Origin of the sequence: Amycolatopsis sp. NBC_01286 (assembly GCF_035982555.1) — a bacterium.
Lineage (GTDB): Bacteria > Actinomycetota > Actinomycetes > Mycobacteriales > Pseudonocardiaceae > Amycolatopsis.
Genome location: NZ_CP108428.1, coordinates 5042595 through 5066005 on the forward strand (window position 1 = coordinate 5042595; position 23411 = coordinate 5066005).

At 70.7% G+C, this 23411-nt stretch carries 26 protein-coding genes; 10 read left to right on the forward strand and 16 right to left on the reverse strand.

Annotation, left to right across the window (positions count from 1 at the left end):
• The first annotated feature begins 67 nt into the window (after window positions 1–67).
• The gene (gene lepA, locus OG570_RS24090; protein ID WP_326959448.1) at window positions 68–1909 is read left to right on the forward strand and encodes a translation elongation factor 4; all 1842 of its coding nucleotides are present in this window, start codon (window positions 68–70) and stop codon (window positions 1907–1909) included.
• 132 nt (window positions 1910–2041) lie between these two features.
• Window positions 2042–2611, forward strand: coding sequence for a Uma2 family endonuclease (locus OG570_RS24095; RefSeq protein WP_326959450.1), 570 nt, complete (start codon window positions 2042–2044; stop codon window positions 2609–2611).
• On the opposite strand, the gene OG570_RS24100 is transcribed toward OG570_RS24095, so the two are convergent.
• Genes OG570_RS24100 through OG570_RS24110 form a run of 3 tightly spaced genes read right to left on the reverse strand, consistent with a single transcriptional unit; the run spans window position 2591 to window position 4183 of the window.
• Window positions 2591–3109 carry a PH domain-containing protein gene (locus tag OG570_RS24100; RefSeq protein WP_326959452.1) on the reverse strand — a complete coding sequence of 173 codons (519 nt, stop codon included), beginning with the start codon at window positions 3107–3109 and terminating at the stop codon, window positions 2591–2593. The two genes, OG570_RS24095 and OG570_RS24100, sit on opposite strands and share 21 nt — an antisense overlap.
• 20 nt (window positions 3110–3129) lie before the next feature.
• The gene (locus OG570_RS24105; protein WP_326959454.1) at window positions 3130–3711 is read right to left on the reverse strand and encodes a hypothetical protein; all 582 of its coding nucleotides are present in this window, start codon (window positions 3709–3711) and stop codon (window positions 3130–3132) included.
• A gap of 25 nt (window positions 3712–3736) precedes the next feature.
• Window positions 3737–4183, reverse strand: a complete 447-nt coding sequence (locus tag OG570_RS24110; protein WP_326943315.1) for a pyridoxamine 5'-phosphate oxidase — start codon at window positions 4181–4183, stop codon at window positions 3737–3739.
• A gap of 95 nt (window positions 4184–4278) precedes the next feature.
• Here OG570_RS24110 and OG570_RS24115 point away from each other — a divergent pair, with 95 nt between their 5' ends.
• The gene (locus tag OG570_RS24115) at window positions 4279–4824 is read left to right on the forward strand and encodes a hypothetical protein (protein WP_326959456.1); all 546 of its coding nucleotides are present in this window, start codon (window positions 4279–4281) and stop codon (window positions 4822–4824) included.
• A gap of 59 nt (window positions 4825–4883) precedes the next feature.
• On the opposite strand, the gene OG570_RS24120 is transcribed toward OG570_RS24115, so the two are convergent.
• The gene (locus OG570_RS24120) at window positions 4884–6659 is read right to left on the reverse strand and encodes a family 20 glycosylhydrolase (protein WP_326959458.1); all 1776 of its coding nucleotides are present in this window, start codon (window positions 6657–6659) and stop codon (window positions 4884–4886) included.
• Window positions 6660–6776: 117 nt separating this feature from the next.
• Between OG570_RS24120 and OG570_RS24125 the strand changes: the two genes are divergently transcribed.
• Window positions 6777–7826 (forward strand): NAD(P)H-dependent flavin oxidoreductase, encoded by a 1050-nt coding sequence (locus OG570_RS24125; RefSeq protein ID WP_326959459.1) that lies wholly within the window; start codon window positions 6777–6779, stop codon window positions 7824–7826.
• Here OG570_RS24125 and OG570_RS24130 read toward each other — a convergent pair.
• The 3 genes from OG570_RS24130 to OG570_RS24140 all read right to left on the reverse strand — a co-directional run bounded on the left by OG570_RS24130 (window position 7823) and on the right by OG570_RS24140 (window position 11538).
• Window positions 7823–9283: an amino acid permease gene (locus OG570_RS24130; protein ID WP_326959461.1), complete on the reverse strand. Its 1461-nt coding sequence runs from the start codon at window positions 9281–9283 to the stop codon at window positions 7823–7825. The two genes, OG570_RS24125 and OG570_RS24130, sit on opposite strands and share 4 nt — an antisense overlap.
• Window positions 9284–9372: 89 nt before the next feature.
• Window positions 9373–10422 (reverse strand): alpha/beta fold hydrolase, encoded by a 1050-nt coding sequence (locus OG570_RS24135; protein WP_326943310.1) that lies wholly within the window; start codon window positions 10420–10422, stop codon window positions 9373–9375.
• Window positions 10423–10572: 150 nt separating this feature from the next.
• A complete protein-coding gene (locus OG570_RS24140) occupies window positions 10573–11538 on the reverse strand; it encodes a quinone oxidoreductase family protein (RefSeq protein WP_247055144.1) in 966 nt (321 codons plus the stop codon).
• Between the two features lie 58 nt (window positions 11539–11596).
• Between OG570_RS24140 and OG570_RS24145 the strand changes: the two genes are divergently transcribed.
• The 4 genes from OG570_RS24145 (at window position 11597) to OG570_RS24160 (ending at window position 13540) form a co-directional block, all read left to right on the forward strand.
• Complete coding sequence (locus tag OG570_RS24145) at window positions 11597–11800, forward strand: hypothetical protein (protein WP_247055142.1); 204 nt, start codon at window positions 11597–11599, stop codon at window positions 11798–11800.
• Between the two features lie 11 nt (window positions 11801–11811).
• Window positions 11812–12276: a ribonuclease domain-containing protein gene (locus OG570_RS24150; RefSeq protein WP_326943309.1), complete on the forward strand. Its 465-nt coding sequence runs from the start codon at window positions 11812–11814 to the stop codon at window positions 12274–12276.
• Window positions 12273–12641 (forward strand): barstar family protein, encoded by a 369-nt coding sequence (locus OG570_RS24155; protein WP_247055138.1) that lies wholly within the window; start codon window positions 12273–12275, stop codon window positions 12639–12641. Before OG570_RS24150 ends, OG570_RS24155 begins: the two co-directional genes overlap by 4 nt.
• Window positions 12642–12718: 77 nt before the next feature.
• Entirely contained in the window at window positions 12719–13540 is an 822-nt protein-coding gene (locus tag OG570_RS24160) for an alpha/beta fold hydrolase (protein ID WP_326959463.1), read from the forward strand.
• A 53-nt stretch (window positions 13541–13593) separates the two neighbouring features.
• On the opposite strand, the gene OG570_RS24165 is transcribed toward OG570_RS24160, so the two are convergent.
• Window positions 13594–14367, reverse strand: a complete 774-nt coding sequence (locus OG570_RS24165) for an enoyl-CoA hydratase family protein (RefSeq protein WP_326959466.1) — start codon at window positions 14365–14367, stop codon at window positions 13594–13596.
• A gap of 101 nt (window positions 14368–14468) precedes the next feature.
• On the opposite strand from OG570_RS24165, the gene OG570_RS24170 reads away from it, so the two are divergent.
• Both OG570_RS24170 and OG570_RS24175 read left to right on the forward strand, forming a co-directional pair.
• A complete protein-coding gene (locus OG570_RS24170) occupies window positions 14469–15044 on the forward strand; it encodes a helix-turn-helix domain-containing protein (RefSeq protein WP_326943306.1) in 576 nt (191 codons plus the stop codon).
• An 87-nt stretch (window positions 15045–15131) separates the two neighbouring features.
• Window positions 15132–16412, forward strand: a complete 1281-nt coding sequence (locus OG570_RS24175; protein ID WP_326959468.1) for an alpha/beta hydrolase family protein — start codon at window positions 15132–15134, stop codon at window positions 16410–16412.
• 1 nt (window position 16413) lies between these two features.
• Here the strand turns inward: OG570_RS24175 and OG570_RS24180 are convergent, their stop codons facing one another.
• The 8 genes from OG570_RS24180 to OG570_RS24215 all read right to left on the reverse strand — a co-directional run bounded on the left by OG570_RS24180 (window position 16414) and on the right by OG570_RS24215 (window position 23344).
• Complete coding sequence (locus tag OG570_RS24180) at window positions 16414–16926, reverse strand: DUF3291 domain-containing protein (RefSeq protein ID WP_326959470.1); 513 nt, start codon at window positions 16924–16926, stop codon at window positions 16414–16416.
• Between the two features lie 52 nt (window positions 16927–16978).
• A complete protein-coding gene (locus OG570_RS24185; protein ID WP_326959472.1) occupies window positions 16979–17611 on the reverse strand; it encodes a cyclase in 633 nt (210 codons plus the stop codon).
• Between the two features lie 193 nt (window positions 17612–17804).
• Window positions 17805–18548, reverse strand: coding sequence for a sirohydrochlorin chelatase (locus tag OG570_RS24190; protein WP_326959474.1), 744 nt, complete (start codon window positions 18546–18548; stop codon window positions 17805–17807).
• On the reverse strand, window positions 18545–19807 hold the full coding sequence (locus tag OG570_RS24195) for a sulfate adenylyltransferase subunit 1 (protein ID WP_247055122.1): 1263 nt from the start codon (window positions 19805–19807) through the stop codon (window positions 18545–18547). Before OG570_RS24195 ends, OG570_RS24190 begins: the two co-directional genes overlap by 4 nt.
• Window positions 19807–20793, reverse strand: coding sequence for a sulfate adenylyltransferase subunit CysD (cysD, locus tag OG570_RS24200; protein WP_326943301.1), 987 nt, complete (start codon window positions 20791–20793; stop codon window positions 19807–19809). The genes OG570_RS24195 and cysD overlap by 1 nt, the downstream gene beginning before the upstream one ends.
• A gap of 12 nt (window positions 20794–20805) precedes the next feature.
• Entirely contained in the window at window positions 20806–21501 is a 696-nt protein-coding gene (locus OG570_RS24205) for a phosphoadenylyl-sulfate reductase (RefSeq protein ID WP_326943300.1), read from the reverse strand.
• The gene (locus OG570_RS24210; protein WP_247055118.1) at window positions 21498–21653 is read right to left on the reverse strand and encodes an Insertion element protein; all 156 of its coding nucleotides are present in this window, start codon (window positions 21651–21653) and stop codon (window positions 21498–21500) included. Before OG570_RS24210 ends, OG570_RS24205 begins: the two co-directional genes overlap by 4 nt.
• Complete coding sequence (locus tag OG570_RS24215) at window positions 21650–23344, reverse strand: nitrite/sulfite reductase (RefSeq protein WP_326959476.1); 1695 nt, start codon at window positions 23342–23344, stop codon at window positions 21650–21652. The genes OG570_RS24210 and OG570_RS24215 overlap by 4 nt, the downstream gene beginning before the upstream one ends.
• Window positions 23345–23411: the final 67 nt, after the last annotated feature.

The window sequence follows — 23411 nt, forward strand, 5'->3', positions numbered from 1 at the left end:
CACTCGCACCCGGAGCGCCATGGGAGCATAGAGGTGGCCATCCCCGACTTTCCGAGGACTCATTCGAGTGACGACGTTCGCCGACACGACCTTCACGCCTCCGGAGCTCATCCGGAACTTCTGCATCATCGCGCACATCGACCACGGCAAGTCCACCCTGGCCGACCGCATGCTGCAGCTCACCGGCGTCGTGGAAGAGCGGGCCATGCGCGCGCAGTACCTCGACCGGATGGACATCGAGCGCGAGCGCGGGATCACGATCAAGGCCCAGAACGTCCGGCTGCCCTGGCAGGTCGACGGGCAGGACCACGTCCTGCACATGATCGACACCCCGGGCCACGTCGACTTCACCTACGAGGTCTCCCGGGCGCTGGAGGCGTGCGAAGGCGCGGTCCTGCTGGTCGACGCCGCGCAGGGGATCGAGGCCCAGACCCTGGCCAACCTCTACCTCGCGCTCGAGAACAACCTCCAGATCATCCCGGTGCTCAACAAGATCGACCTGCCCTCGGCCGACCCCGACAAGTACGCGGGTGAGCTGGCCCACATCATCGGCTGCGAGCCCGACGACGTGCTGCGGGTCTCGGCCAAGACCGGCATCGGCGTCGGCGCGCTGCTCGACGAGGTCGTGAAGATGGTCCCGGCGCCCCAGGGCGACGCGGACGCGCCGGCCCGCGCGATGATCTTCGACTCGGTGTACGACACCTACCGCGGCGTCGTCACCTACATCCGGGTGGTCGACGGCAAGATCACCCCGCGCGAGCGCATCAAGATGATGTCCACCGGCGCCACCCACGAGCTGCTGGAAGTCGGCATCATCTCGCCGGAACCCAAGCCCAGCAAGGGACTCGGCGTCGGCGAGGTCGGTTACCTGATCACCGGCGTGAAGGACGTCCGCCAGTCCAAGGTCGGCGACACCGTGACGTCCGAACGCCACGGCGCCAAGGACGCGCTGGCCGGGTACCGCGAGCCGAAGCCGATGGTCTACTCCGGACTGTATCCGGTGGACGGTTCGGACTACCCCGAGCTGCGCGAGGCCCTCGACAAGCTCCAGCTGAACGACGCCGCGCTCGACTACGAGCCGGAGACGTCGGTGGCGCTGGGCTTCGGCTTCCGCTGCGGCTTCCTCGGCCTGCTGCACCTGGAGATCACGCGTGACCGGCTCGAGCGCGAGTTCGGCCTCGACCTGATCTCCACGGCACCGAACGTCGTCTACGACGTGGTGCTCGACGACGGCAAGGAAATCCACGTCACCAACCCGTCGGACTGGCCGACCGGCAGCAAGATCGACAAGGTGCTGGAGCCGGTCAGCAAGGTCAGCGTCCTGGCGCCGTCGGAGTTCATCGGCACGATCATGGAGCTGTGCCAGAACAAGCGCGGTCAGCTGCTCGGCATGGACTACCTGTCCGAGGACCGGGTCGAGCTGCGGTACAACATGCCGCTGGGCGAGATCATCTTCGACTTCTTCGACACGCTGAAGTCGCGTACGCGCGGCTACGCGTCGCTGGACTACGAAGAGGCCGGCACGCAGGCGGCGGACCTGGTCAAGGTGGACATCCTGCTGCAGGGCGAGGGTGTGGACGCGTTCTCCGCGATCGTGCACAAGGACGACGCCTACAACTACGGCAACCGCATGGTGAACCGGCTGCGCGAGCTGATCCCGCGGCAGAACTTCGAGGTCCCCATCCAGGCGGCCATCGGCGCCCGGATCATCGCGCGCGAAACGATTCGCGCGATCCGCAAGGACGTTCTGGCCAAGTGCTACGGCGGTGACATCTCGCGTAAGCGCAAGCTGCTGGAGAAGCAGAAGGAAGGCAAGAAGCGGATGAAGACCGTCGGCCGGGTCGAGGTCCCGCAAGAGGCTTTCGTCGCCGCACTGTCCACTGAGGACTCCGGCAAGAGCAAGAAGTAAGTGTTCCGCTGATGTGACACCGGCGCCTGTATTCACGCTTCCGTGTGAATGCAGGCGCCGAACCCGTGTTCGACGCCGTTTCTGTCGGTGCCCTCTGGTGTGCTCTGGTGCGAAGAGCGAAAGGAGAGCACCATGACGGTCATGGCAGACATCGAGCATCCCGCCGATTCGGGCCCCCTGACGGTGCAGGACCTCGAGGGGATGCCGGATGACGGGCGAAGATACGAGCTCATCGACGGGGTGCTCATCGTGAGTCCCGCGCCTGGTCTCAGACATCAGACAATCGGGTATCGGCTCTACGGTGTGCTCGAGTCCGTGTGTCCAGCTGAGTTCTACGTCGTCGGAGCACCGTTCGCGGTGCACTCGGGCGACAAGATCGAACTGCAGCCGGACGTCCTGGTCGGCCGGGACGAGGACTTCACCGAGAAAGATCTCCCGGCACCCCCGGTGCTGGCCGTCGAGGTGCTGTCGCCCAGCACGGCGATCTACGACTGGAACCTCAAGAAAGCCATCTACGAGCGGCTCGGTACCGCCAGTTTCTGGGTGATCGACCCTACCGAGCCCGCGTTGACGGTGTTCGAGCTGGACGTGGACGGCAACTACGAGCAGGTGGCCAAGGCGGCGGGCGACGAGATCTTCGAGGCCGAGCGGCCGTTCCCGGTGCGGATCGTGCCGCGGGAGCTACTGGGCCGGCTCGGCTGAGCCCGGCTGTTCCTGGGCCTGGCGCACGTCGCGCAGCGCTTGGACCACGCCGGTGAACTCGGTCGGCCCGAGCTTGAGCCAGCGCCGGGTGCTCACCCGCTCGCCCTGCTGCGGGTGGTCGTAGCGCACCACCTGGGTCTGGATCCGCTCGTCGGCGGCGGTGACGATCCAGAGCGCGGTGTAGGACGTGTCGGCGCCGAGGTGCTGCGCGGGCGCGGTCGTGACGTCGGCGACTTCGGACCACGGCAGCTCACGGACGGTCAGCAACCGCCGGAGGCGAAGACCGCTCGGACCGGCCTGGATCCCGGAGAGGGCGCTCAACGCCATCACAACGCCGGCGACGGCGATGAACACGAGGAGGAAGATGGCCTGAGGCACGTGACCGAGGGAGATCGACACCCCGGTCAGGGCGAGTCCGATGGCGCCGAGGACAACGGCGTTGCGCTTCGCGAGATGCCGGTGCGCCTCGGGAGGTGAGATGCGCTGCCATTCGCTCATGGCGGAAGTATGCCTGAGCGTCAGCGACGCCGGAGGCGGGGTTCGCCGCGGGTGTCGGCGTGCAGCCGGCGGTGGCGCAGTTCGCGGCGGAGCCGGTCGATCACGGCGTTGAACAGGGCCGGGTCGAGGATCGCGGTCTGGTCGAACTGCCGTCTTCGCGCCGGTGCCGGTTCGAGACGGCTGCGCGGCGCGAAGCACTGCACCGAGCTCTCGACGCCCTCGCCGGTGACCAGGTCGAGCCAGATCGCGTCGCGCAGGTAGCCGTCGCCGAAGCGGGCCGAGCGGCGGGCGGTGACGTCGGCGATCTCGGCCCACGGCACCAGCCGGGTGCTCATCGTGCCCGCGGGCAGGCGGATGCCCTCGTCGCCGAGGGTGAGGTCGCGCAGGCCGTCGAAGCCGCGCTTGAGCACGCGGGCGCGTGACGCCCGGAAGATCAGCACGGCGACGAGCACGGTCGCCGCGTAGGCGCCGGCGATCAGCCAGGCGGGCAGGCCGCGCACCAGCCCCAGGGCGAGGGCCGCGCCGAAGCCCGCGTCGATGACGGCGAGCAGGCCGATGAGGACCTTCGCCGGGATGGTGACGCGGGGCGGGGACTCGGACAACGGACGCTCCTGGGGCCGGACGGGCTCAGCGGTTGCCGATTATCCGGTCCGCCGTGACGAACACCGCAACCCGCCGCTCTTCGGCCATCACGCGGTCGTACTCGGCCCAGTCGTCGTGGGTGCCGGTGGCGGCGATGAAGACGTCGCGAAGCAGCTTCGGCAGCCCGGCTGCGTCGAACGCCGGGTCCGGGTCGTCGGGCCCGATCAGGTGCGTGGCGCCGGTGACGGAGTGCCAGTTCCAGCCACGCCGGAACGTCACGGTGGCGTGCCCGGCCAGCCGCAGCAGCGCGAGCTTGTGCGCCCGGCCGAGGGCGACGAACGCGACGCCGGGTGCCCCGGTCACCGGGTCCTCGTAGACCCCGGCGTTGACGACGGAGGAGTGGACGGTGCCGTCGGCGCGCGTCGTGGAGATGGTGGCGAGGCCGTTTTCCTGCAGCGACAGGGTGCGAACCTGCTCGAGATCAGCGCTCATGAACCAAGCTAACCCGGTCGCGGCGCCGGGTGTTCCGGTTTCACGGGGTGGAGTGCGGCCTTGACTGTCCGCACCGGCCGGGGAAGCCTCGTTCCATGCGGCTGGGCATCGCCCACCACTTCGGGTGGGCAGTGGCTGTCACGGCGTCGGCCGACCACCGGGTCGTGGACCGCCGGCGGATCGAGCTGGTCGAGCCCGGAGTGGCGGCAGCCCCGATCCACCACGACGGCAAACACCTCGACGACCCGGCCGCGGCGGCCCTCGTGGCGCTGGTCCGCGCGTCGGCGACCCGGGCGGCGTCGGCCGAACTGGACCGCCTCGCGGCCGCGCTGCCCGCACCGATCGTGTCGATGTCGCTGAGGGCATGGCCGCCGGATTTCCCCGAGGACATCGCGGTCCAGCGCCGCGTGCCGTACGAGGCCCGCGCCGACTCGGTCATGTACCGCCAGGTCCTGGCGGAACTGGCCCACGCCCGCGGCTGGCAGGTGCACCTCTACGAAGCCAAGGACGTAGAACGCCAGGCGGCGGCCATTCTCGGCCCACGGACCGACGAGGTACTCCATGGCCCCCGGGCGGCACTGGGCCCACCTTGGACGAAGGACCACCGAACGGCCTTGGCCGCAACGATCATGGCCGGCTGAAGTACACCTCAGCCGTGCGACATGCCGGGCGGGGGACTTCGCGCTCGGGTCGGGGTGGCTCAGCAGGGGCCGTTGTCGGTCCAGGCTCCCCACTGGCCGGTGGTTCCCGGCTCCTCGCCTTGTGTCCACCACTTCGCCGTCCACTTGTGGCCGTTGTGGGAGACCACGTTGCTGCCCGTGTACACCTGCGACGCGCTCCACGCCGGGTCCGTGCACGTGCCTGGAGTCGTTGTGCCGCCCGTGTCCCACGCCACCTGGGATGAGCGGTAGAAGTTGATCGACTGCGCTGTCCAGCGCGGGGCCTGGGCGCCCAAGCGGGTGCGGAACGTCGTCCAGTCGTGCGTCGACCACGGGGACCAGCCCAGCTCCGCGTGCGCTGCCAAACGGGGGAAGGCCAGGTAGTCGATGTCCGCCGGGGTGACCACCGTTTCCGCCCACAGCGGGGATTCCACTCCGCGGACCGCCGATTCGCCCACGCCCGACAGGTACGCGCCCGGGTTCCAGTTGTACGCGTCCTGGACCTCGATGTAGCCCGCCCACGACAGGCCGATCGGGCTCGAGCTGTTGTACTTCATGTCCAGGTACGCCTTGTTCGCCGGTGACAGGATCACCTTGCTGCCGCGGGAAACCGCCGTCGACACCCCCGCGTCCGAGGTGGAAGTTCCCCAGAACTGCGGGGTCGCGGAGGCGGGCAAGGAAGCCTTCGCGATGTCGTGCCAGCCGATCGCCGACTTGCCGGTGGCCGTCACCAATGGCATCACTTTGTTCACGAACGTCACGTAGTCCGCCGCCGACGTCGATGACGCCTCGTCGCCGCCGATGTGGAGGTACGGGCCCGGGGTCAGCGCCGCCAGCTCGCGCAGGACGTCCGCGATGAACGTGTACGTGATGTCCTTCGAGATGCACAGCGAGCTGTAGCCGACCGCCGTGTCCGTTCGCAGCGCCGGCGCGACGCCGTTGCAGTTCAGCTCCGCGTACGACGCCTGTGCCGCGTTCACGTGCCCCGGCATGTCGATCTCGGGGATGACCGTGATGTGCCGCGAGAGCGCGTAGTTCACGATGTCCGTGTACTGCGCCTTCGTGTAGTAACCGCCCGCGCCGCCGCCGACCTGGGTGCTGCCGCCGTACGTCGTCAGGCGTGGCCAGCTGTCGATCTGGATGCGCCAGCCCTGGTCGTCGGCGAGGTGCAGGTGCAGGTTGTTGATCTTGTACTGGGCCAGCTGGTCGATGTAACGCTTGACCGTCGCCACCGGGTGGAAGTGCCGGGCGACGTCGAGCATCGCGCCGCGGTAGCCGAACCGCGGGTAGTCCACGATCGTCGCTCCCGGCACGCTCCACGGCCCCGGCTGGGCCGACGTGCTCTCGACGCTGCCGGGCAGCATCTGCCGCAACGTCTGGACGCCGGCGAAGAGCCCGTCCGCCGTCTGGGCCCGCACGGTGACCGACGACGCCGTCGACACCAGCTGGTAGCCCTGCGTGCCGACCGAGGACGGCGCGCCGCTCAGCAGCAGTGCGATGCTGTCGGCCGGCACGGACGCCGGGGCGTCGGACACCGGCAGCGCGTAGCCGGTCGACGACCGCAGGACGCCGCCGAGGTAGGTGCCGACGTCCTTGGCCGGCGCCGAACCGGCCTCGGTGACGATCTTCGTCGTCGAGACCAGGGGGAAGCTGACGCCGGCCGCCGCGGTCACCGACACCGGCACCGGCACGATCGACTGCAGCGCGGGCGTGGCGGCCGACGCGGCCGGGGCGAGCTGGGCGGCCGTCGTGCTGGCGCCGAGCAGGGCCACTACGGCGAGTGCGCGGCCGAGGCGCCGCGTGCGGGCTGTCTTCACCGGTCCTCCTGGCGGGAAGGGCGCGACATCGCCGTCGCACCTGCCCGGATCGTCGCATTTCCCGGGTTCCTGGTCTAGACCAATCTGGGTGGTTTGCGCGGGACTACGCTCGGCAGCATGTTCGACGAGCTGACGTTCCCGGTGATCGCCGCGCCGATGGCCGGTGGTCCGACCACTCCCGAGCTGGTCGCCGCGGTCACCGAAGCCGGTGGCTTCGGCTTCCTCTCGGCCGGCATGCTCACGCCCGCGGCCCTGGCCGCGCAGATCGACCGGACCGCCGAGCTGACCGCCGGCGCGTTCGGCGTCAACCTCTTCGTCCCGCAGCCGGACAGCGGCGCCGACCTCACGGCCTACCGCGAACGGCTGCTCGCCGTCGCCCGCGAATACGACGTCGAGCTCGGCGAAGCGCAGTGGGACGACGACGCGTACCCGGCGAAGCTGGACGTCGTGCTCGAGAAGCGTGTCCCGGTGGTGTCGTTCACCTTCGGGACGCCGTCGCCGTCGGACGTCGTCCGGTTGCACGAGGCCGGCAGCAAGGTGCTCGTCACCGTCACCACGCCGGAAACCGCCGTCCGGGCGGCGAGCCTCGGCGCCGACGCGCTGGTCCTGCAGGGGTTCGAGGCGGGCGGGCACCGATCGCTGTTCACCGACGACGCCGATCAGCCCGGCGGTGGCGCGGAGTACGGCGTCCTCGCGCTGCTGCGGCTCGTCGCCGCCCGCGTGGACGTGCCGCTCGTCGCGGCCGGGGGCCTGGTGCACGGCGGTGACGTCGCGGCCGTGCTCGCCGCCGGTGCGGCGGCCGCCCAGCTGGGCACGGTCTTCCTGCGCGCCGACGAGGCCGGCACGTCCGAGGCGCACCGCAAGGCCCTGGTCGTCGCCGACCGCGAGACGGCGTTCACCCGCGCCTTCAGCGGACGGCCGGCGCGCGGGCTGGTCAACCGGTTCATGGACGAGCTGTCCGACGGCGCGCCCGCCGCGTACCCGCAGATCAACCGCATGGCCGGGCCGGTGCGCAAGGCGTCGGCGGCGGCCGGCGACCCGGAGGCCATCTCGCTGTGGGCGGGCCAGACCTACCCGCTCGGCTACGACGCCTCGGCGGCGGTGATCGTCGAGCGGCTGAAGGTCGAGGCGCGCGCGGCCGTCGCACGCCTCGACCGGATCCGCTAGTCCGTCTTCTCGACCTCGCCGCCCGTGCGGTTCATCAGGGAGTGCCGCTTGCTGTAGGCGAAGTAGATGACCATGCCGATCAGGAACCAGACGGCGAACCGCACCCAGGTCGCCGGCTGCAGGAACGTGATCAGCCAGATCGAGAACACGACGCCGACCGCGGGCACCACCGGCATGCCCGGCGTCTTGAACGTGCGCTTGAGGTCCGGCCGCTTGTAGTGCAGCACGATCACCGCGACGCAGACGACGACGAACGCGAGCAGGATGCCGATGTTCGTCAGCTCGGCGGCTTCACCGATCGGCAGCACGCCGGCGATGATCGCGGACGCGCCGCCGAGGATCCAGGTCATCCGGCTCGGCACCTGGGTCTTCGGGTGCGTCTTGCCGAACCACGGCGGGAGCAGGCCGTCGCGGCTCATCGAGTAGCCGACGCGGGTGGCGCCCATCAGGAACGTGAACAGCACGGTGAGGATGCCGATGATCGCGCCGATCGCGATCACGGTGGCCAGCCCGTCGAGGCCGACCGACTTGAACGCCGTCGAGAAGCCGCTCTTCGGGTCGATCTCGGTGTACTTCTGCATGCCGGTCAGCACCAGGCAGGCCAGCACGTACAGCACCATCGAGATGGCCAGCGAGTAGATGATCGCCTTCGGCATGTGCCGCTGCGCGTCCTTGGACTCCTCGGCCGCCGTCGACATCGCGTCGTAGCCGAACACCGCGAAGAACACCGTCGCGGCGCCGGTCACCGCGCCGCCGAAGCCGGCCGGGGCGAACGGCGTGTAGTTGCCGGTCTTGACGTAGAAGAAGCCCACCAGGATGACGACCAGCACGATCAGGACCTTGATCCCGACCATCACCGTCTCGAACCGGGCCGCGCTGCGGATGCCGCGGTTGAGCAGGTATGCGATCAGCAGGCACAGCAGCGCGGCGAACAGGTCGACCTTGTGGCCGGGCCCGGTGCCGGGCGCGCCCAGCATCCACGCGGGCAGGTCGAGCCCGAGCTGCCCGAGCAGGAAGCTGAAGTAGCCGGAGATGCCGATCGCCACCACCGACACGATCGCGGTGTACTCCAGCAGCAGGTCCCAGCCGATGAACCAGCCGACGACCTCGCCGAGCACCGCGTAGCCGTAGGTGTAGGCCGAGCCGGCCTTCGGGATCAGGCCGGCGAACTCGGCGTAGGAGAACGCGGCCGCCGCGCTGGCGACACCGGCGATGAGGAACGAGATGAGCACGGCCGGGCCGACGCCGGGGATGCCCGCGGCGTCGTCGCCGTGCGCGACGCTGCCGGCGAGGGCGAAGATCCCCGCGCCGATGATGCCGCCGATGCCGATGGCGGTCAGCTGCCACAAGCCCAGGGTGCGTTTCAGGCCCGCGGCTTCGGAGGTGTCGGGGATCTGGTCGATCGGCTTGCGCCGGAAGATGCCGGAGCTGCTGCCCAGGCCTCCTGGAGCGGACATCATCGTCTCCCGAACGTCGGTGAACGGCCCGGATCACGGACCCAACGGGGGAACCTACCGGCAACCCCGCCGGGCTACAGTGCGAGCGATCAGCCCGCCGCGGTGTCCTCGCTCACGCCGTCGGCGGCACTCGCCGCGGCGCGCTTCGCCTGCGTGGTCCGGACCGCGCTCGCGGCGAAGAACGTGAGCAGCTCGGCGATCTCCGCCGGGTCGTCCAGCTGCGGGCAGTGCCCCCAGTCCTCGCGGACCAGCAGCCTGCTGTGCGGCACCAGCGTGTGCAGCTGGCGCCCGGACGCGGCGGTGACGAGCTTGTCCTTGCCGCACGCGACGACCAGCAGCGGCACCGTGACGGAGTCGAGCCGGTAGGCGTCGGCCAGCTCGGCGACGAGCTGCCGGGCCTGTTCCAGGCGGCTCTTGGTCGCGCGGTAGTCGGGGAAGAGCGCGGTGAAGCGCTGCACCTGGGCGACGTCGGCCGCGTGCGCGTCGGCGTAGAGGAACCGCGGGACGAGCTGCTCGGCCACCTTGCGCACCAGGAAGCCCGGCACCGGGACGGGCAGCGACGAGTACAGCCGCAGCGGCAGCGGGTAGCGCGCCATCGTGCGGATCAGCCACGAGTCCACGAAGCCCGGTGCGGCGATCGAGACGACGCCGGAGAGCGGCAACCGGGCGTTCTGGGCGGCACGCAGGCTCATGGTGCCGCCGAGGGAGTTCCCGGCCAGCACGACCGACCCGAGCACGGCCTGCTCGCGGACGACGGCGGTGGTGAACGCGTCGAGCTGCGGCAGCATCGGGCCGGGCCGCAACGGCTGGGCGTCCCCGAACCCGGGGAGGTCGACGGCGATCGCCGGGATCCCGGCGGCCGCGAGCTGCTCCAGGGCGGGGCGCCAGGTGTCGGCGCTGTCGCAGTAACCGTGCAGCAGCACCAGCCTCGGCGCGGACGGCCGCACGTGCGGAGCGGCGGCCCGGCGGCGCAACGAGCGTCGCGCGGGGGACTGCTCCGGGTCCTGGACGGGATCGCCGACCTCGAGGACGCGGGTGCGGACTCCGGCGTAGCGCCGGAAGGAGACCCGGACGGGGTCCGGGTCGCTGCTGGGCCGGCCGCCCGGTTCAGCCGGAACGGGCCGCTTCGTCGCGGTCATGACTCCAGATTAGCTGGCCGGAGTGGAGTTCCGGTGGACCTTCGGTGCTAACGACCAGATCTCGATAAGAGTCCGTTGACAATTCACGAAGTAGCCGGTACAAGCGGTGACCTGGGCGGATCCACGGCGGATCCGCCCAGGTCACGGCGATCAGCGGGTGAAGACGATCTTCCCGGCGGTGTCGCCGTCCAGCATCGCCTGGAAGCCCTTGGCCGCATCGGCGAACGGAAGTTCCGCGCCGATCTGCGGCCGCACGCCGGTCAGATCGAGGTACGCGAGCAGATCCGCGAGCTCGTCACGGGTGCCCATGGTCGATCCGGAGACGCGCAGCTGCAGGAAGAAGACGCGCTGCAGCTCCGCGTTCGCGTCGGGGCCGCTGGTCGAGCCGGAGACGACGATGATCCCGCCCGGCTTGAGCGACTTCACCGAGTGCGACCAGGTCGCCTTGCCGACCGTCTCGAACACCGCGTCGACGCGCTCGGGCAGCCGCGCGCCGGACTCGAACGCCTGGTGCGCGCCGAGACTCGTGGCGAGCGCGCGCTTCTCCTCGGTGCGGCCGGTGACCCACACCCGGAACCCGGCCGCGCGGCCGAGCTGCACGAGCGCCGTCGCGACGCCGCCGGACGCGCCCTGCACGAGCATCGTCTGCCCCGGCCGGAGCCCGGACTTCACGAACAGCATCCGGTAGGCGGTCAGCCAGGCCGTGCCCATGGTGGCGGCCTCGGCGAAGTTCAGGCCGGCCGGCTTCGGGACGACGTTGCGCGCCGGCACGACGACCTGGTCGGCGAAGGTGCCCTGGTGCTTCTCGGTGAGCAGCGTGCGCTTCGGGTCGAGGGTGTCGTCACCCTGCCAGCCCGGCGCGTTGATCACCGAGTGGACGACGACCTCGGAGCCGTCGTCGAGGGTGCCGGCGCCGTCGCAGCCGAGGATCATCGGGAACTGGTCCGGCTTGATCCCGACGCCGCGCAGCGTCCAGAGGTCGTGCATGTTGAGGCTGGCCGCCTTGACGTGCACGCGGACCCAGCCGTCGGGCACGTCGGGTTCGGGGCGCTCGCCGACGACGAGCGAGTCCAAGGGGCTTTCGGCGTTGGGTTCTTGCGCGTAGACGGCGAACATGTCCAGAACGTACCGCCCCTGAAGCACGACGGCACAAGACCGCGCGTAGGCTCACACCGTGTTCAACGGGCTTGCCGACTGGTGGGACGGGGTCGAGCTGTGGCTCGCCCAGGCGTGGTTCCCCGTCCAGTTCGTGCTGGTGATGGTGGTCGTGGTGCCGCTGTGCCTGGCCGCCGCCTGGGTCCTCGACAAGGTCGTCGGCCTCTTCGCCAGACGACTCACCCCGGGGCGTGACGACGACCGCCCCGACCGCTCGGCATAGGCTCGCGAACCATGTTCAACCGAAGGCGGATCACCGCCGCGCTGATCGGCCTCCTCGTGCTGGTGCTGGGGGGCTGGCTGGTCAAGGACAACCTCGGCGGCTCGTCGAACTCCTCGACGGCGCCCACCACGAGCGCCGGTTCCGCCGCGCCCGCCCAGGGTGGCTCGGCGGTGCCGGGCACGGACTCGGGCCTGCCGGTCAAGGCGCTGTCCACGCTGCCGACGCAGGCCGCCGACACCTGGAAGCTGATCAAGGCGGGCGGCCCGTACCCCTACCCCCGCAACGACGACGTCGTGTTCGAGAACCGGGAGAAGCGCTTGCCCGGCAAGCAATCCGGCTACTACCACGAGTACACCGTGAAGACGCCGGGCAGTGCCGACCGCGGCGCGCGCCGGCTGATCTCCGGCCGGGCGCACGAGCTGTTCTACACCGGCGACCACTACTCGTCGTTCGTCGTCGTGGACCCGGCCCGATGACCGCCGCGGAGCAGGCGAAAGCCGCCGCGGAAGAGGCCTTCGGGCGGGGCGCGTACCCGCACCTGGTGAACGCGCGGGCCGCCGTCGACAAGGCCGGCACGCTGAGCGCGTTCGCCGAGGCACTGTCCTTTCCGGACTACTTCGGGCACAACCTCGACGCGCTCTACGACTGCCTGACCGACCTGTCGTGGCTGCCGCCGGGCGAGCACGTGCTCATCTGGCCGGGCTCGGAGGCCCTGCGCAAGGCCGAACCCAAGACCTACCTGGCGATCCGCAGCGTGCTCTCGGACGCGCAGCGCACGCTCGGGCCGAGCGGCCCGAGCGCCGGCTCGTGGCGGCTCACGGTCGTGCTGCCGGACGCCTGACAGCGCCTGACCGTGCCCGACTGTGCCTGACAGCGCGGTACCAGCGTCGTACCAGGGCCGGCTGCGAATACTTGCGCGTGACCGAATATCGCTCGATCGACTCGCTCGACGGCACCGCGATCAGCTACGCCCATCGCGGTGCCGGGCCGGGGCTCGTGATCGTCCCCGGCAACAACCGGATGGCGCACGACTACGACCGGCTGGCCGGCGAACTCGCCGATCGGTTCGCCGTCTCGGTGATCGACCGCCGGGGGCGCGGGGCCAGCGGTCCGCAGGGCCCGGACTACACCCTCGAGCGTGAGATCGAGGATCTTCGCGCTGTCCAGCGCGCCGAAGACGCGCACCTCGTCTTCGGCCACAGCTACGGCGGCCTGGTGGCCCTGCAGTCGGCGCGCGCGGACCGGTCCCTCGACCGGCTGGTGGTGTACGAGCCGGCGGTGTCGTTGAACGGCTCGTTCGACCTGTCGTTCCTGCCCGATTTCGAGCGGCTGCTCGCGGCCGGCCGGCGAACCCGGGCCATGGCCCTGTTCCTGCACCGGACCCGCCTGACTCCGCTGCCCGGCTCGACCCCGAGGGTCGTGTTCCTCGCGCTCGCCGCTCTCCTGGTGGGTGGCCGGAGCGGCGTCGAGATGCGGGATCTCATGCCCACGACGCCACCGGAGCTGACCGAGGTCGCGCGGTACGACTCCGACGGCGCGACGTACGCCGAGGTCACGGCGAGGACACTGCTGCTCGGCGGCACCAAGACCCCGGCCTACCTGCTCGGGGTGCTCGAGCCGCTGGGCCGCGTGATCCCGCGAGCGCGGGTCGAGCTGCTCGACGGGGCGGATCACAACGCCCCCGACGAGAGCGCCCCGCGGGCGGTGGCGGAGCACCTCGCCGCGTTCCTCGCCGGGTGACGGCTCGCGCCGCCGGCGTTCGGTGCGGTGGCCCGCACCGAACGCCGTACCGGCTAGTCCTGCGGGACCCAGTTCGGCTTGCGCTTCTGGGCGAAGGCCAGGATGCCCTCCTGGCCTTCCTCGCTCGCGAAGAACTTCGCCGAGAGGCCGAGCATGTCGTCGAAACCGTCCGACGGCGTCGCCGGGCGGGGCCGGCTCAGCAGCGCCTTCGTCGCGGCCAGCGCGTTCGGGCCGCCCTGGGCCAGTGCCTTGACGAACCGGGCGACCTCGCCGTCCAGCTCGGCGGCGGGGACGGCGGAGTTGAGCAGGCCGATCTCGACCGCGCGGCGCGCGTCGAACGTGTCGCCGGTGAGGAACAGCTCGTGCGCGGCGCGCGCGTTCAGGCGGGGGAGCACGGTCAGCGAGATGACCGCCGGGACGACGCCGATGCGCACCTCGGAGAAGGCGAACGTGGCTTCCGGCACGGCCACGGCGATGTCGCACGCGGCGACCATGCCGATGCCACCGGCCCGCGCGGGCCCGGCCAGCCGCGCGACAACCGGCTTCGGGCTGCTCCACAGCTGCTCGAGGATCTTCGGGAACTCGTTGACGCCCTGGGCGCCCGCGCCGGCGCCGCGGGCCTCCTTCAGGTCCATCCCCGCGCAGAACACCGGCCCGGTGTGGGTCAGCACGACCACGCGCACGGCGTCGTCCTCGGCGGCTTTCGCCAGCGAGTCCGAGAGTTCGCGGCGCAGCTGCGCCGAGAGCGCGTTGCGGTTGTGCGGGGAGTCCAAGGTGATCGTGGCGGTGCCGCCCACCACGTCGTAGTGCACCAGTTCGTCAGCCATGACCGACACCTTTACACACCCCGGGCGGTGCGGCCGGTGTGAGCCCGGGCACTTGCACGAAAATACGTGCACGAAAACTCGTGCAGGGCTACGGTGGCGGTATGCCCGAACCGCGGACCGCCGATCTCAAGGCGCTGAAGGCCCTCGCGAACCCGCTGCGCCAGCGGATCCTCGAACTGCTGACGGCCGGCGGCCCGGCGACGTCGACGACGCTCGCCCAGCAGCTCGGCGTCACCAGCGGCGGCACGAGCTACAACCTGCGGGTGCTGGCGGACAACGGTTTCGTGGCGGAGATCCCGGAGCGGGCGCACGGCCGGGAACGCTGGTGGCGCGCGGTCGAGCACGACATCCGCCTGCCACCGCCCGGCGACCAGGAGGACCCGGCGAAGGCCGCGATCGGCGAGCTGCACCGGCTCTGGCTCGCCGGGGACACCGAGCTGTACGAACGCTTCGAGCGGGAACGGCCGGAGCTGGGCGAGTGGGCCGACGCCGTGCCGTACTCACGCGGCGCGATCCGGGTCAACCTCGAGGAGCTCGCTGACTTCTTCGAGGCCTACCTCGCGCTCTTGCGGCGCTACCAGCGTCCGGACGATGAAACCCCGCCGGACGCGCGCCGGGTCGAGACGCGGCTGCTCGCGTTCCCCGCGCCCGCCGAGAAGGAGGCCGGCCTGGACTGACGAAGAAGGCCCTGGGTGCCGAGCGGCCACTCGGCACCCAGGAAACGGAAAACCGCTCACGATCTCCCGAAGCAAGGAGAACACTTCATGCTGCCCTGGGGCAAATCACGGCTCGCCGCCGTGGTCCTCCTGCTGGGCGCGGTCACGCCGTCGACGGCGTCCGCCCAGCCACCGAACGACCTCACCTTCACCGGCGCCGGCGGGATCCCGTTGCACGCCACGGTGTTCCACCCGGCCGGCCCGCCGAAGTCCGCGATCGTCCTGCAGGGCGGTTCGGACTGGCAGGTGCGTGACGACCTGCGTGTGCAGGTCGAGATGTTCACCCGCCTCGGCGTCACCACCCTGGTCTACGACCGCCGCACGGTCGGGTACTCGAAGACCAGCCGCGACTACGGCGTGCTGGCCGACGACCTCATCGCGGCCGTCGGCGCGCTGCGCACCCAGCCGGGGGTCGACCCGGCGGACGTCGGCGTCTGGGGCGTCAGCGAAGGCGGCTGGGTCGCGCCGCTGGCCGCCACGCGTTCGCCGGCCGTCTCCTACGTGATCACCGAGGGCTCGGCCGGGATGGGCGGCGGCCGCCAGACGTCGTGGTACTGGGGCAACGTGCTGCGCCACCAAGGGATCTCGGGTTCGCTGCTGCGGACGCTGCCGGTGCAGGGCACCCGCTTCGCCGTCGGCGCCGGGCTGTTCCCCGAGGCGTACTACGACCCGGTGCCGGTGCTCGAACGGCTGAAGCAGCCGATGCTGGCGTTGTGGGGCGACTTCGACGTCAGCCACGCGCCGGTGGAGAGCTCGCGGATCTTCGCCGACGCCCTGCGCGCGAATCCGGACCACACCATCAGGTTCGTCGCCGACGGCGGTCCCGACCTCTACGCGACCACCGACGCCGGGTTCGACCGGCTGCCGCGCGTCGTGCCCGGTTACCCCGCGGCCGTCGGGGCGTGGCTGGCCGACCGGCGCGGCGTGCACGTCGAGACGCCGTCGTTCACCCAGCGCCCGACCGAGGCGCTCGCACCGCTGGCGTGGTGGGAATCGGTGTGGGTGCAGGGAATCGTGCTGCTGGTGCTGCTCGCCGGGTTCGTGGTCGCGCTGGTCCGGCGCGCTCGCTGGCTGGGCGGGCTCGGGCTGGTGACCGTCGCCGGGTTCCTCGCCCTGCTCGGCTGGGCGCAGGCGTCGGGGATGAAGGACTTCGGGCCGGTGCTGTTCGGCCGGCCGCTGCCGTGGCTGGCCCTGCAGGCCTTGGCCGTCGCGACGGTGGTGGTGTTCGGCTTCACGGTGGCGAAACCGGCCGGCCGCCGGGTGCTCCCGGTGGCCGCCGGTGTCGTCTTCCTGCCGTGGGCTCTCTACTGGGGACTGCTGCTGCCCTGACTCAGGCCGGGCAGAGCCAGTCCGGGTCGCCTTCGCGGGCCTCGACGACGGCCGCGTCCGGGGCGGGGAAGTGCTGCTTCAGCGTGAACGCCTCGGGCGTCGGCCCGTGGACGCGCAGGTGCTTGATCTTCTCTTCGGCGTCGGCGGGTGTCGGCCGGTAGCCGGCCGGCACCCACCACAGCGCGGTCATCACGTCCTTCACCCGGTGGAACCACTCGCGGCGGCGCTTGAGGATCGCCAGGTGACCCGGGGAATACGTGAAGGCGGCCAAGGTCTCCACCGACGTCCAGGAGGACATGTTGATCAGGAGACCGGACGTGCCGCGCACGTCCCAGTCGAAAGCGCGGATCGAGATCGCGTTGTCGTCCTCGGTCTGCAGCCGCCAGACGAATCCGGGAGCGGCGTCGGCGAGGGCGTTGACGGACTCGAGCGCGTCGACGAAATCCTTGAAGGACGGGTCGTCGATCGGCGCTTTCATCCGGGCGATGTTGACTTCTGCGAGTTCGTACCCCATGAGGCCACCCTACGGATGGTTCGCCGTCCGCAGGGTGGCCTTTCACGCGGTGTCAGCCGATGGTCGTCGTGGTGAAGACCGGGCTGGGGTTGGGGAAGCAGGCGGTGGGCGCGGTGATGTCGCCGATGAACGTGCCCGCCACCGCCTTGAAGGTCAGGCCGGGGTCGCTGTAGCTGGTGCCCGACAGCTTCGTCTCGATGGTGCCGGACGCGCCCGCGGTCAGGTGCGCGGTGATGGTCGGCAGCTCGAAGGTGGCGCCACCGGCGATCGGGCCGGGGAAGCTCAGGGTCGCGACGCCGCCGGAGACGGCGATCGCCGGTGCGGTGGAACCGAGGCCGGAGCCGCCGGCGAGGTCGGCGCTGACGTAGGTGGAGTTCGCGGGGATCGGGAACTTCAGCGCGAAGGTGTTGATGTTCTTCACGGTGTTCCCGGCGACCTCGCCGGGCACCTCGTTCGGTGCCGGGTCGATGACGACGTCGAAGGCGGCACCGGGCGCGACGGTGGCGGGCGCGGTGACGTCGGCGTCCTGGTTCAGCGAGACCTGCTGCGGCCCGATGATCGGGGCGTCGGCCTGGCAGTCGAAGGCGATGGTGGTGGTGGCCGCCGAAGCCGGGGCGGCGAGGGCCAGCGGGAGGGCCGCGGCCGCGGTCAGAGCGGCCAGCCGGGAAAAGTGAAGCGCTTTCATCTGTATCCACCTACCTGCGGTTTTGGAGGGGAGGAACGAGAGCTGCGCAGCGCTTAGATAGTTACCGGCAAGTTAACTAGCCCGTCAAGGATTTACCGTTCCCAGGCACGGTGGGTAACAGAAATGTGAATAAGACTCGCCTTTTGGCGGTGGTGATCTTCGCGGGTGATCGTTCCGGCGCACTCAGCGTGGTCTAGGCGTACGCTCCGGCGCGCAGCAGCTCGGTGACGGCGGTGGCGTACCGGGCGATCACGACGTCCGCGACGCGCGGGTCGTCCGCCAGCGGCGCGGCGAGGAACGCGCCCGGGTCCGCTTCGCGGGCCAAGCGCGCGATCCGGTCCGGCAGCAGGCCCGGCGCCAGGAACCACGACGCCACGATCAGGTGCTTCGCGCCCCGGTCCCGCAGCCGCGCGGCGGCCGTGGGGATGTCCGGCTGGGTCGCCGAAGCGAACGCCTCGCTCACCGGAAGCCCGAGCCGCTCCTCCCAGCGCGCGGCCACCGCGGCGATGACGGCATTAGCGGAAGCGTTGGACGAGCCGACCGCGCTGAGCAGCACACCCGTGCCACGCCGTCGCGGCGCCGCGGAAAGCCGGTCGAGGGCAACCGCTTCCAGCGCCGGGTCCGCACCGAGCACGTCCGACACCTGGACGCGGAAACCGGGGCACTCGGCGGTCACCGACGACACCAGCGCCGGCAGGTCGACCCGGGCGTGGAACGCGCTGCCCAGCAGCAACGGCACCACGACCGCCGTCCGGTGCCCGGCCGCGTACAGCTCCCGCAGGACATCCGTGACCCGCGGCTCCGACAGGTCCAAAAAGGACTCGTGCACCGACAGTTCGGGCGCTCGCGTGCGCACGACGTCGACCAGGGCCCGCACGGTCGACGCCGAGCGGGGGTCACGGCTGCCGTGCGCGACGGCGACCAGGGGCGGGGTCACGAGAACCGCTCACCCACCAGCCCGGCGGCCAGGGTGTCGCCGTCCTTCGGGTCGATCACCAGGAACGCGCCGGTGCGCGGGCTGACGCCGTAGTCGTCGACGCTCAGCTCCTCGGCCAGCGTCAGGGTGACCAGGCCGATGTCGTTCAGCTCCAGTGAAGCCGGCCCGGCCACGCTGGCCAGCTTCTGCTCGTCGAACCGCGCGTGCAGCTCGCCGACCAGCGCCTGCACCGTGCGCGCGCCGTGCTTGACCAGCACCCGCGCGCCCGGCTTGAGCGGCTTCGACGACAGCCAGCACAGCGTGCCGGTGATCTCGTCGGTCACCTCCGGCGGCGAGTCCGCGGCCGCGATCAGGTCGCCGCGGGAGATGTCGATGTCGTCGGCCAGCAGCAGCGTCACCGACGTCCCGGAACCGGCTTCTTCGAGCGGGCCGTCGGCGGTGTCGATCCGCTCCACGCGACTGCGGATGCCTTGCGGCAGCACGACGATCTCGTCACCCGGGCGGACCGTGCCCGCGGCGATCTGACCCGCGTACCCGCGGTAGTCCGGGTACTCGGGCGTGCGCGGGCGGATGACGTACTGCACCGGGAACCGCAGCGCCGAGTCGTGCGGGTCGGGGGCGACCGGCACCTCTTCCAGGTGCTCCAGCAGGCTCGGGCCGGAGTACCACGGCGTCCGGTCCGAGCGCGACGCGACGTTGTCGCCCTCCAGCGCCGACACCGGGACCGCGAGCACCGAACCACGCTGGTAGCCCAGGGATTCGGCGTGCGTGGCGAACTCCTCGGCGATCACCGTGAACGTCGCTTCGTCGTAGCCGACGAGGTCGATCTTGTTCACCGCGAGCACCAGCTGGGGCACGCCGAGCAGCGCGAGCACGGCCGCGTGCCGCCGGGTCTGCTCGATGACGCCCTTGCGCGCGTCGACCAGCAGCACGGCCAGCTGCGCGGTGGACGCGCCGGTCACCGTGTTGCGCGTGTACTGCACGTGCCCCGGCGTGTCGGCCAGCACGAACGACCGCTTCGGCGTCGCGAAGTAGCGGTAGGCGACGTCGATGGTGATGCCCTGCTCGCGTTCCGAGCGCAGGCCGTCGACGAGCAGGGACAGGTCCGGTGTGGACAGTCCCTTGTCGACGGACGCGCGGGTGACGGCGTCCAGCTGGTCGGCCAGCACGGACTTCGTGTCGTAGAGCAGCCGGCCGACGAGCGTGGACTTCCCGTCGTCGACGCTCCCGGCCGTCGCGAGCCGTAGCAGGCTGGACATCAGAAGTACCCCTCACGCTTGCGGTCTTCCATGGCCGCCTCGGACATCCGGTCGTCGGCGCGGGTGGCGCCGCGCTCGGTGAGCCGCGAGGCGGACACCTCGGCGATGACCTCTTCGACGGTGCTCGCGGTGGACTCGATCGCGCCGGTGCAGGAGCCGTCGCCGACGGTCCGGTAGCGCACGGTCCGCTCACGGACCTCTTCGCCCGGCCGCGGCCCGCCCCACGGGCCTTCGGCGAGCCACATGCCGTCGCGCAGGTACACCTCGCGCTGGTGCGCGTAGTAGATCGACGGCAGCTCGACCTTCTCGCGGGCGATGTAGTTCCAGACGTCCGCTTCGGTCCAGTTGGACAGCGGGAAGACGCGGACCTGCTCGCCCGGGCGGTGCCGGCCGTTGTAGAGGTTCCACAGCTCGGGCCGCTGGCGACGCGGCTCCCACTGGCCGAAAGAGTTGCGGAGGCTGAAGATCCGCTCCTTAGCCCGGGCGCGCTCCTCGTCGCGGCGGCCGCCGCCGAACACGGCGTCGAACTTGTTCGCCGAGATGGTGTCGAGCAACGGCGTGGTCTGCAACGGGTTGCGCATGCCGTCGGCGCGTTCCTCCAGGCGCCCGTCGTCGATCCAGTCCTGGACCTTCGCGACGACCAGGCGCAGCCCGTGCTGCTCGACGACGCGGTCGCGGAACTCGATGACCTCGTCGAAGTTGTGCCCGGTGTCGACGTGCAGCAGCGGGAACGGCACCGGCGCCGGCCAGAACGCCTTGATCGCCAGGTGTAGCAGCAGCGTCGAGTCCTTGCCGCCGGAAAAGAGGATCACCGGGCGGTCGAACTCGCCGGCCACCTCCCGGAAGATGTGGATCGCTTCGGATTCGAGCGCGGCCAGGTTGTCCTGTGCCGCATCAACAGCGGTTGGGGGGTCCAGGGGGGCTCGTCCCCCGGCTGGGGTCTGGGGCTTGGCCCCAGAATTCACAGCGGGCTCCAGAGTCGTCATGCGTCCCTTTCCTCAACCGTGCAGTCCGCACTCGGTCTTCGACTGGCCCGCCCAGCGGCCGCTGCGGGCGTCCTGGCCCGGCTCGACCCTGGCCGTGCAGGGCGCGCAGCCGATCGAGAGGTAGCCGATCGAGACCAGCGGGTTCTCGAGGATCCCGTGCTCGGCGATGTAGCCGTTGAACTCGTCGTCGGTCCAGGCCGCGATCGGGTTGATCTTCACCAGGCCGTTGCGGTCGTCCCAGGTGACGATCGGGGTGTTCGCGCGGGTCGGCGCGTCGACCCGGCGGACGCCGGTGATCCACGCCGAGTAGTTGCCGAGGGTCTTCCGCAGCGGCACGACCTTGCGCAGGTTGCAGCACAGCGTCGGATCGCGGTCGTGCAGCTTCTCGCCGTATTCGGCGTCCTGCTCGGCGACGCTCTGCTCGGCCTGCGCGTTGACGATCTTGACGTTCGGGTAGACGGCCTGCACCGCGTCGCGGGTGCCGATCGTCTCGGCGAAGTGGTACCCGGTCTCCAGGAACAGAACGTCCACATCGGACTTCGCCTTCGTGGCGAGGTCGATCAGCACGGCGTCCTGCATGTTGGACGCGACGATGAAGTCGTCGCCGAACGTGTCGACGGTCCAGCGGATCGCCTCGTCCGCGGTCGCGTCCGCCAGCTCCTTCGAAGCGCGTTCGGCGAGGGTCTTGTAGTCGGCTGTGGCGGTCATCGGGACACCTCCGGGAGGGACAGTCCGAGGAACTTCACCGAGAAGACCCGGCGACAAGCGGAACACAGCCAGCCGCCGTTCTCTTCCGGGCGCAGGTCCTCGTCGCCGCAGTACGGGCAGTAGTACGGCGCTGCGCGTTCGGTGCTCGTCACTGCAAAACGCTCTCTTCGGCCCGCGCCGCCCACTGCGGGAACCGCTCGCCGGGTTTGCGCCCGGCGACGTAGGCGCGCACGACGCGTTCGACGTACCCGGTCAGCTCCGACGCGGTCACCTTGTGCCCGCGCAGCTTCCGGCCGAACCCGGCGTCGAGGCCGAGGCCGCCGCCGAGGTGCACCTGGAAGCCCTCGACCTGGTTGCCGTCGGCGTCGGTGACGATCTGGCCCTTGAGGCCGATGTCCGCGGTCTGGATCCGCGCGCAGGAGTTGGGGCAGCCGTTGAGGTGCACGCTGACCGGGGTGTCCAGCTCGGCCTGGATGTCCGCGAGGGACTTCTCCAGGTCCGTGACCAGCTGCTGCGCCCGGGCCTTCGTCTCGACGATGGCGAGCTTGCAGAACTCCAGCCCGGTGCAGGCCATCACCCCGCGCCGCCACGGCGACGGGTTGCTGTCGAGACCCAGCTCCACCAGCGCCGCCTGCAGCGCCGGGACCTGCGCCTCGGGGACGTCGAGCACGACGAGCTTCTGCTGCGGGGTGAGCCGGACCCGGTTCGACCCGGCCCGCTCGGCGGCTTCGGCGACGGCGACGAGCGTGTCACCGGAGACGCGCCCGGCGATCGGCGCCGCGCCGACGTAGAACTTGCCGTCGACCTGCGGGTGCACCCCGACGTGGTCGATCGGGGCCGCGGGGGTCTCCGGTGCCGGGCCGTCGATCAGCTCACGCTTGAGGTACTCGTCCTGCAGCACCTGGCGGAACTTCTCGGCACCCCAGTCCTTGACCAGGAACTTGATCCGGGCACGGGCGCGCAGCCGCCGGTAGCCGTAGTCGCGGAAGAGCGAGATGACGCCCTCCCAGACGTCCGGGATCTCGTCGCGCGGCACCCACGCGCCGAGGCGCTGCCCGATCATCGGGTTGGTGGACAGGCCGCCGCCGACCCAGAGGTCGAAGCCGGGGCCGTGCTCGGGGTGGTTCACGCCGACGAACGCGATGTCGTGGATCTCGTGCGCGACGTCGGACTGGCCGGAGATGGCGGTCTTGAACTTGCGCGGCAGGTTCGAGTAGGCCGGGTCGCCGATGTAGCGGCGCTTGATCTCCTCGATCGCCGGCGTGCCGTCGATGACCTCGTCCGCCGCGATGCCCGCGACGGGGGAGCCGAGGATGACGCGCGGGCTGTCGCCGCAGGCCTCCATCGTGGTCATGCCGGACTTCTCGAGCTTGTCCCAGATCGTCGGCACGTCTTCGATCCGGATCCAGTGGTACTGGATGTTCTGCCGGTCGGTGATGTCGGCGGTGCCGCGCGCGTGGGTCTGGGAGATCTCGCCGAGCACGGCGAGCTGCTCGGTGGTCAGCGCGCCGCCGTCGAGCCGGACGCGCAGCATGAAGTAGCGGTCGTCCAGCTCCTCCGGCTCCAGCGTCGCGGTGCGGCCGCCGTCGATGCCGGGCTTGCGCTGGGTGTAGAGGCCGAACCAGCGGAACCGGCCGCGCAGGTCGCCGGGGTCGATGGCGTCGAACCCGCGGTGGGCGTAGATGTTCTCGATCCGCGCGCGCACGTTGAGCGGGTTGTCGTCCTTCTTGGACCGCTCGTTCGGGTTCAGCGGCTCCCGGTAACCGAGCGCCCACTGCCCTTCGCCGCGCGTCTGCTTGACGCGCGCGGGGCGGGCGGGGGTATCACGCGTTGGCGAGGCCATGGGGGCGTCCTCCGAGAGGCTTTCGTGGCACCGGGGGACGCGAAAACACCTTCCCTCCGGCGCCGCT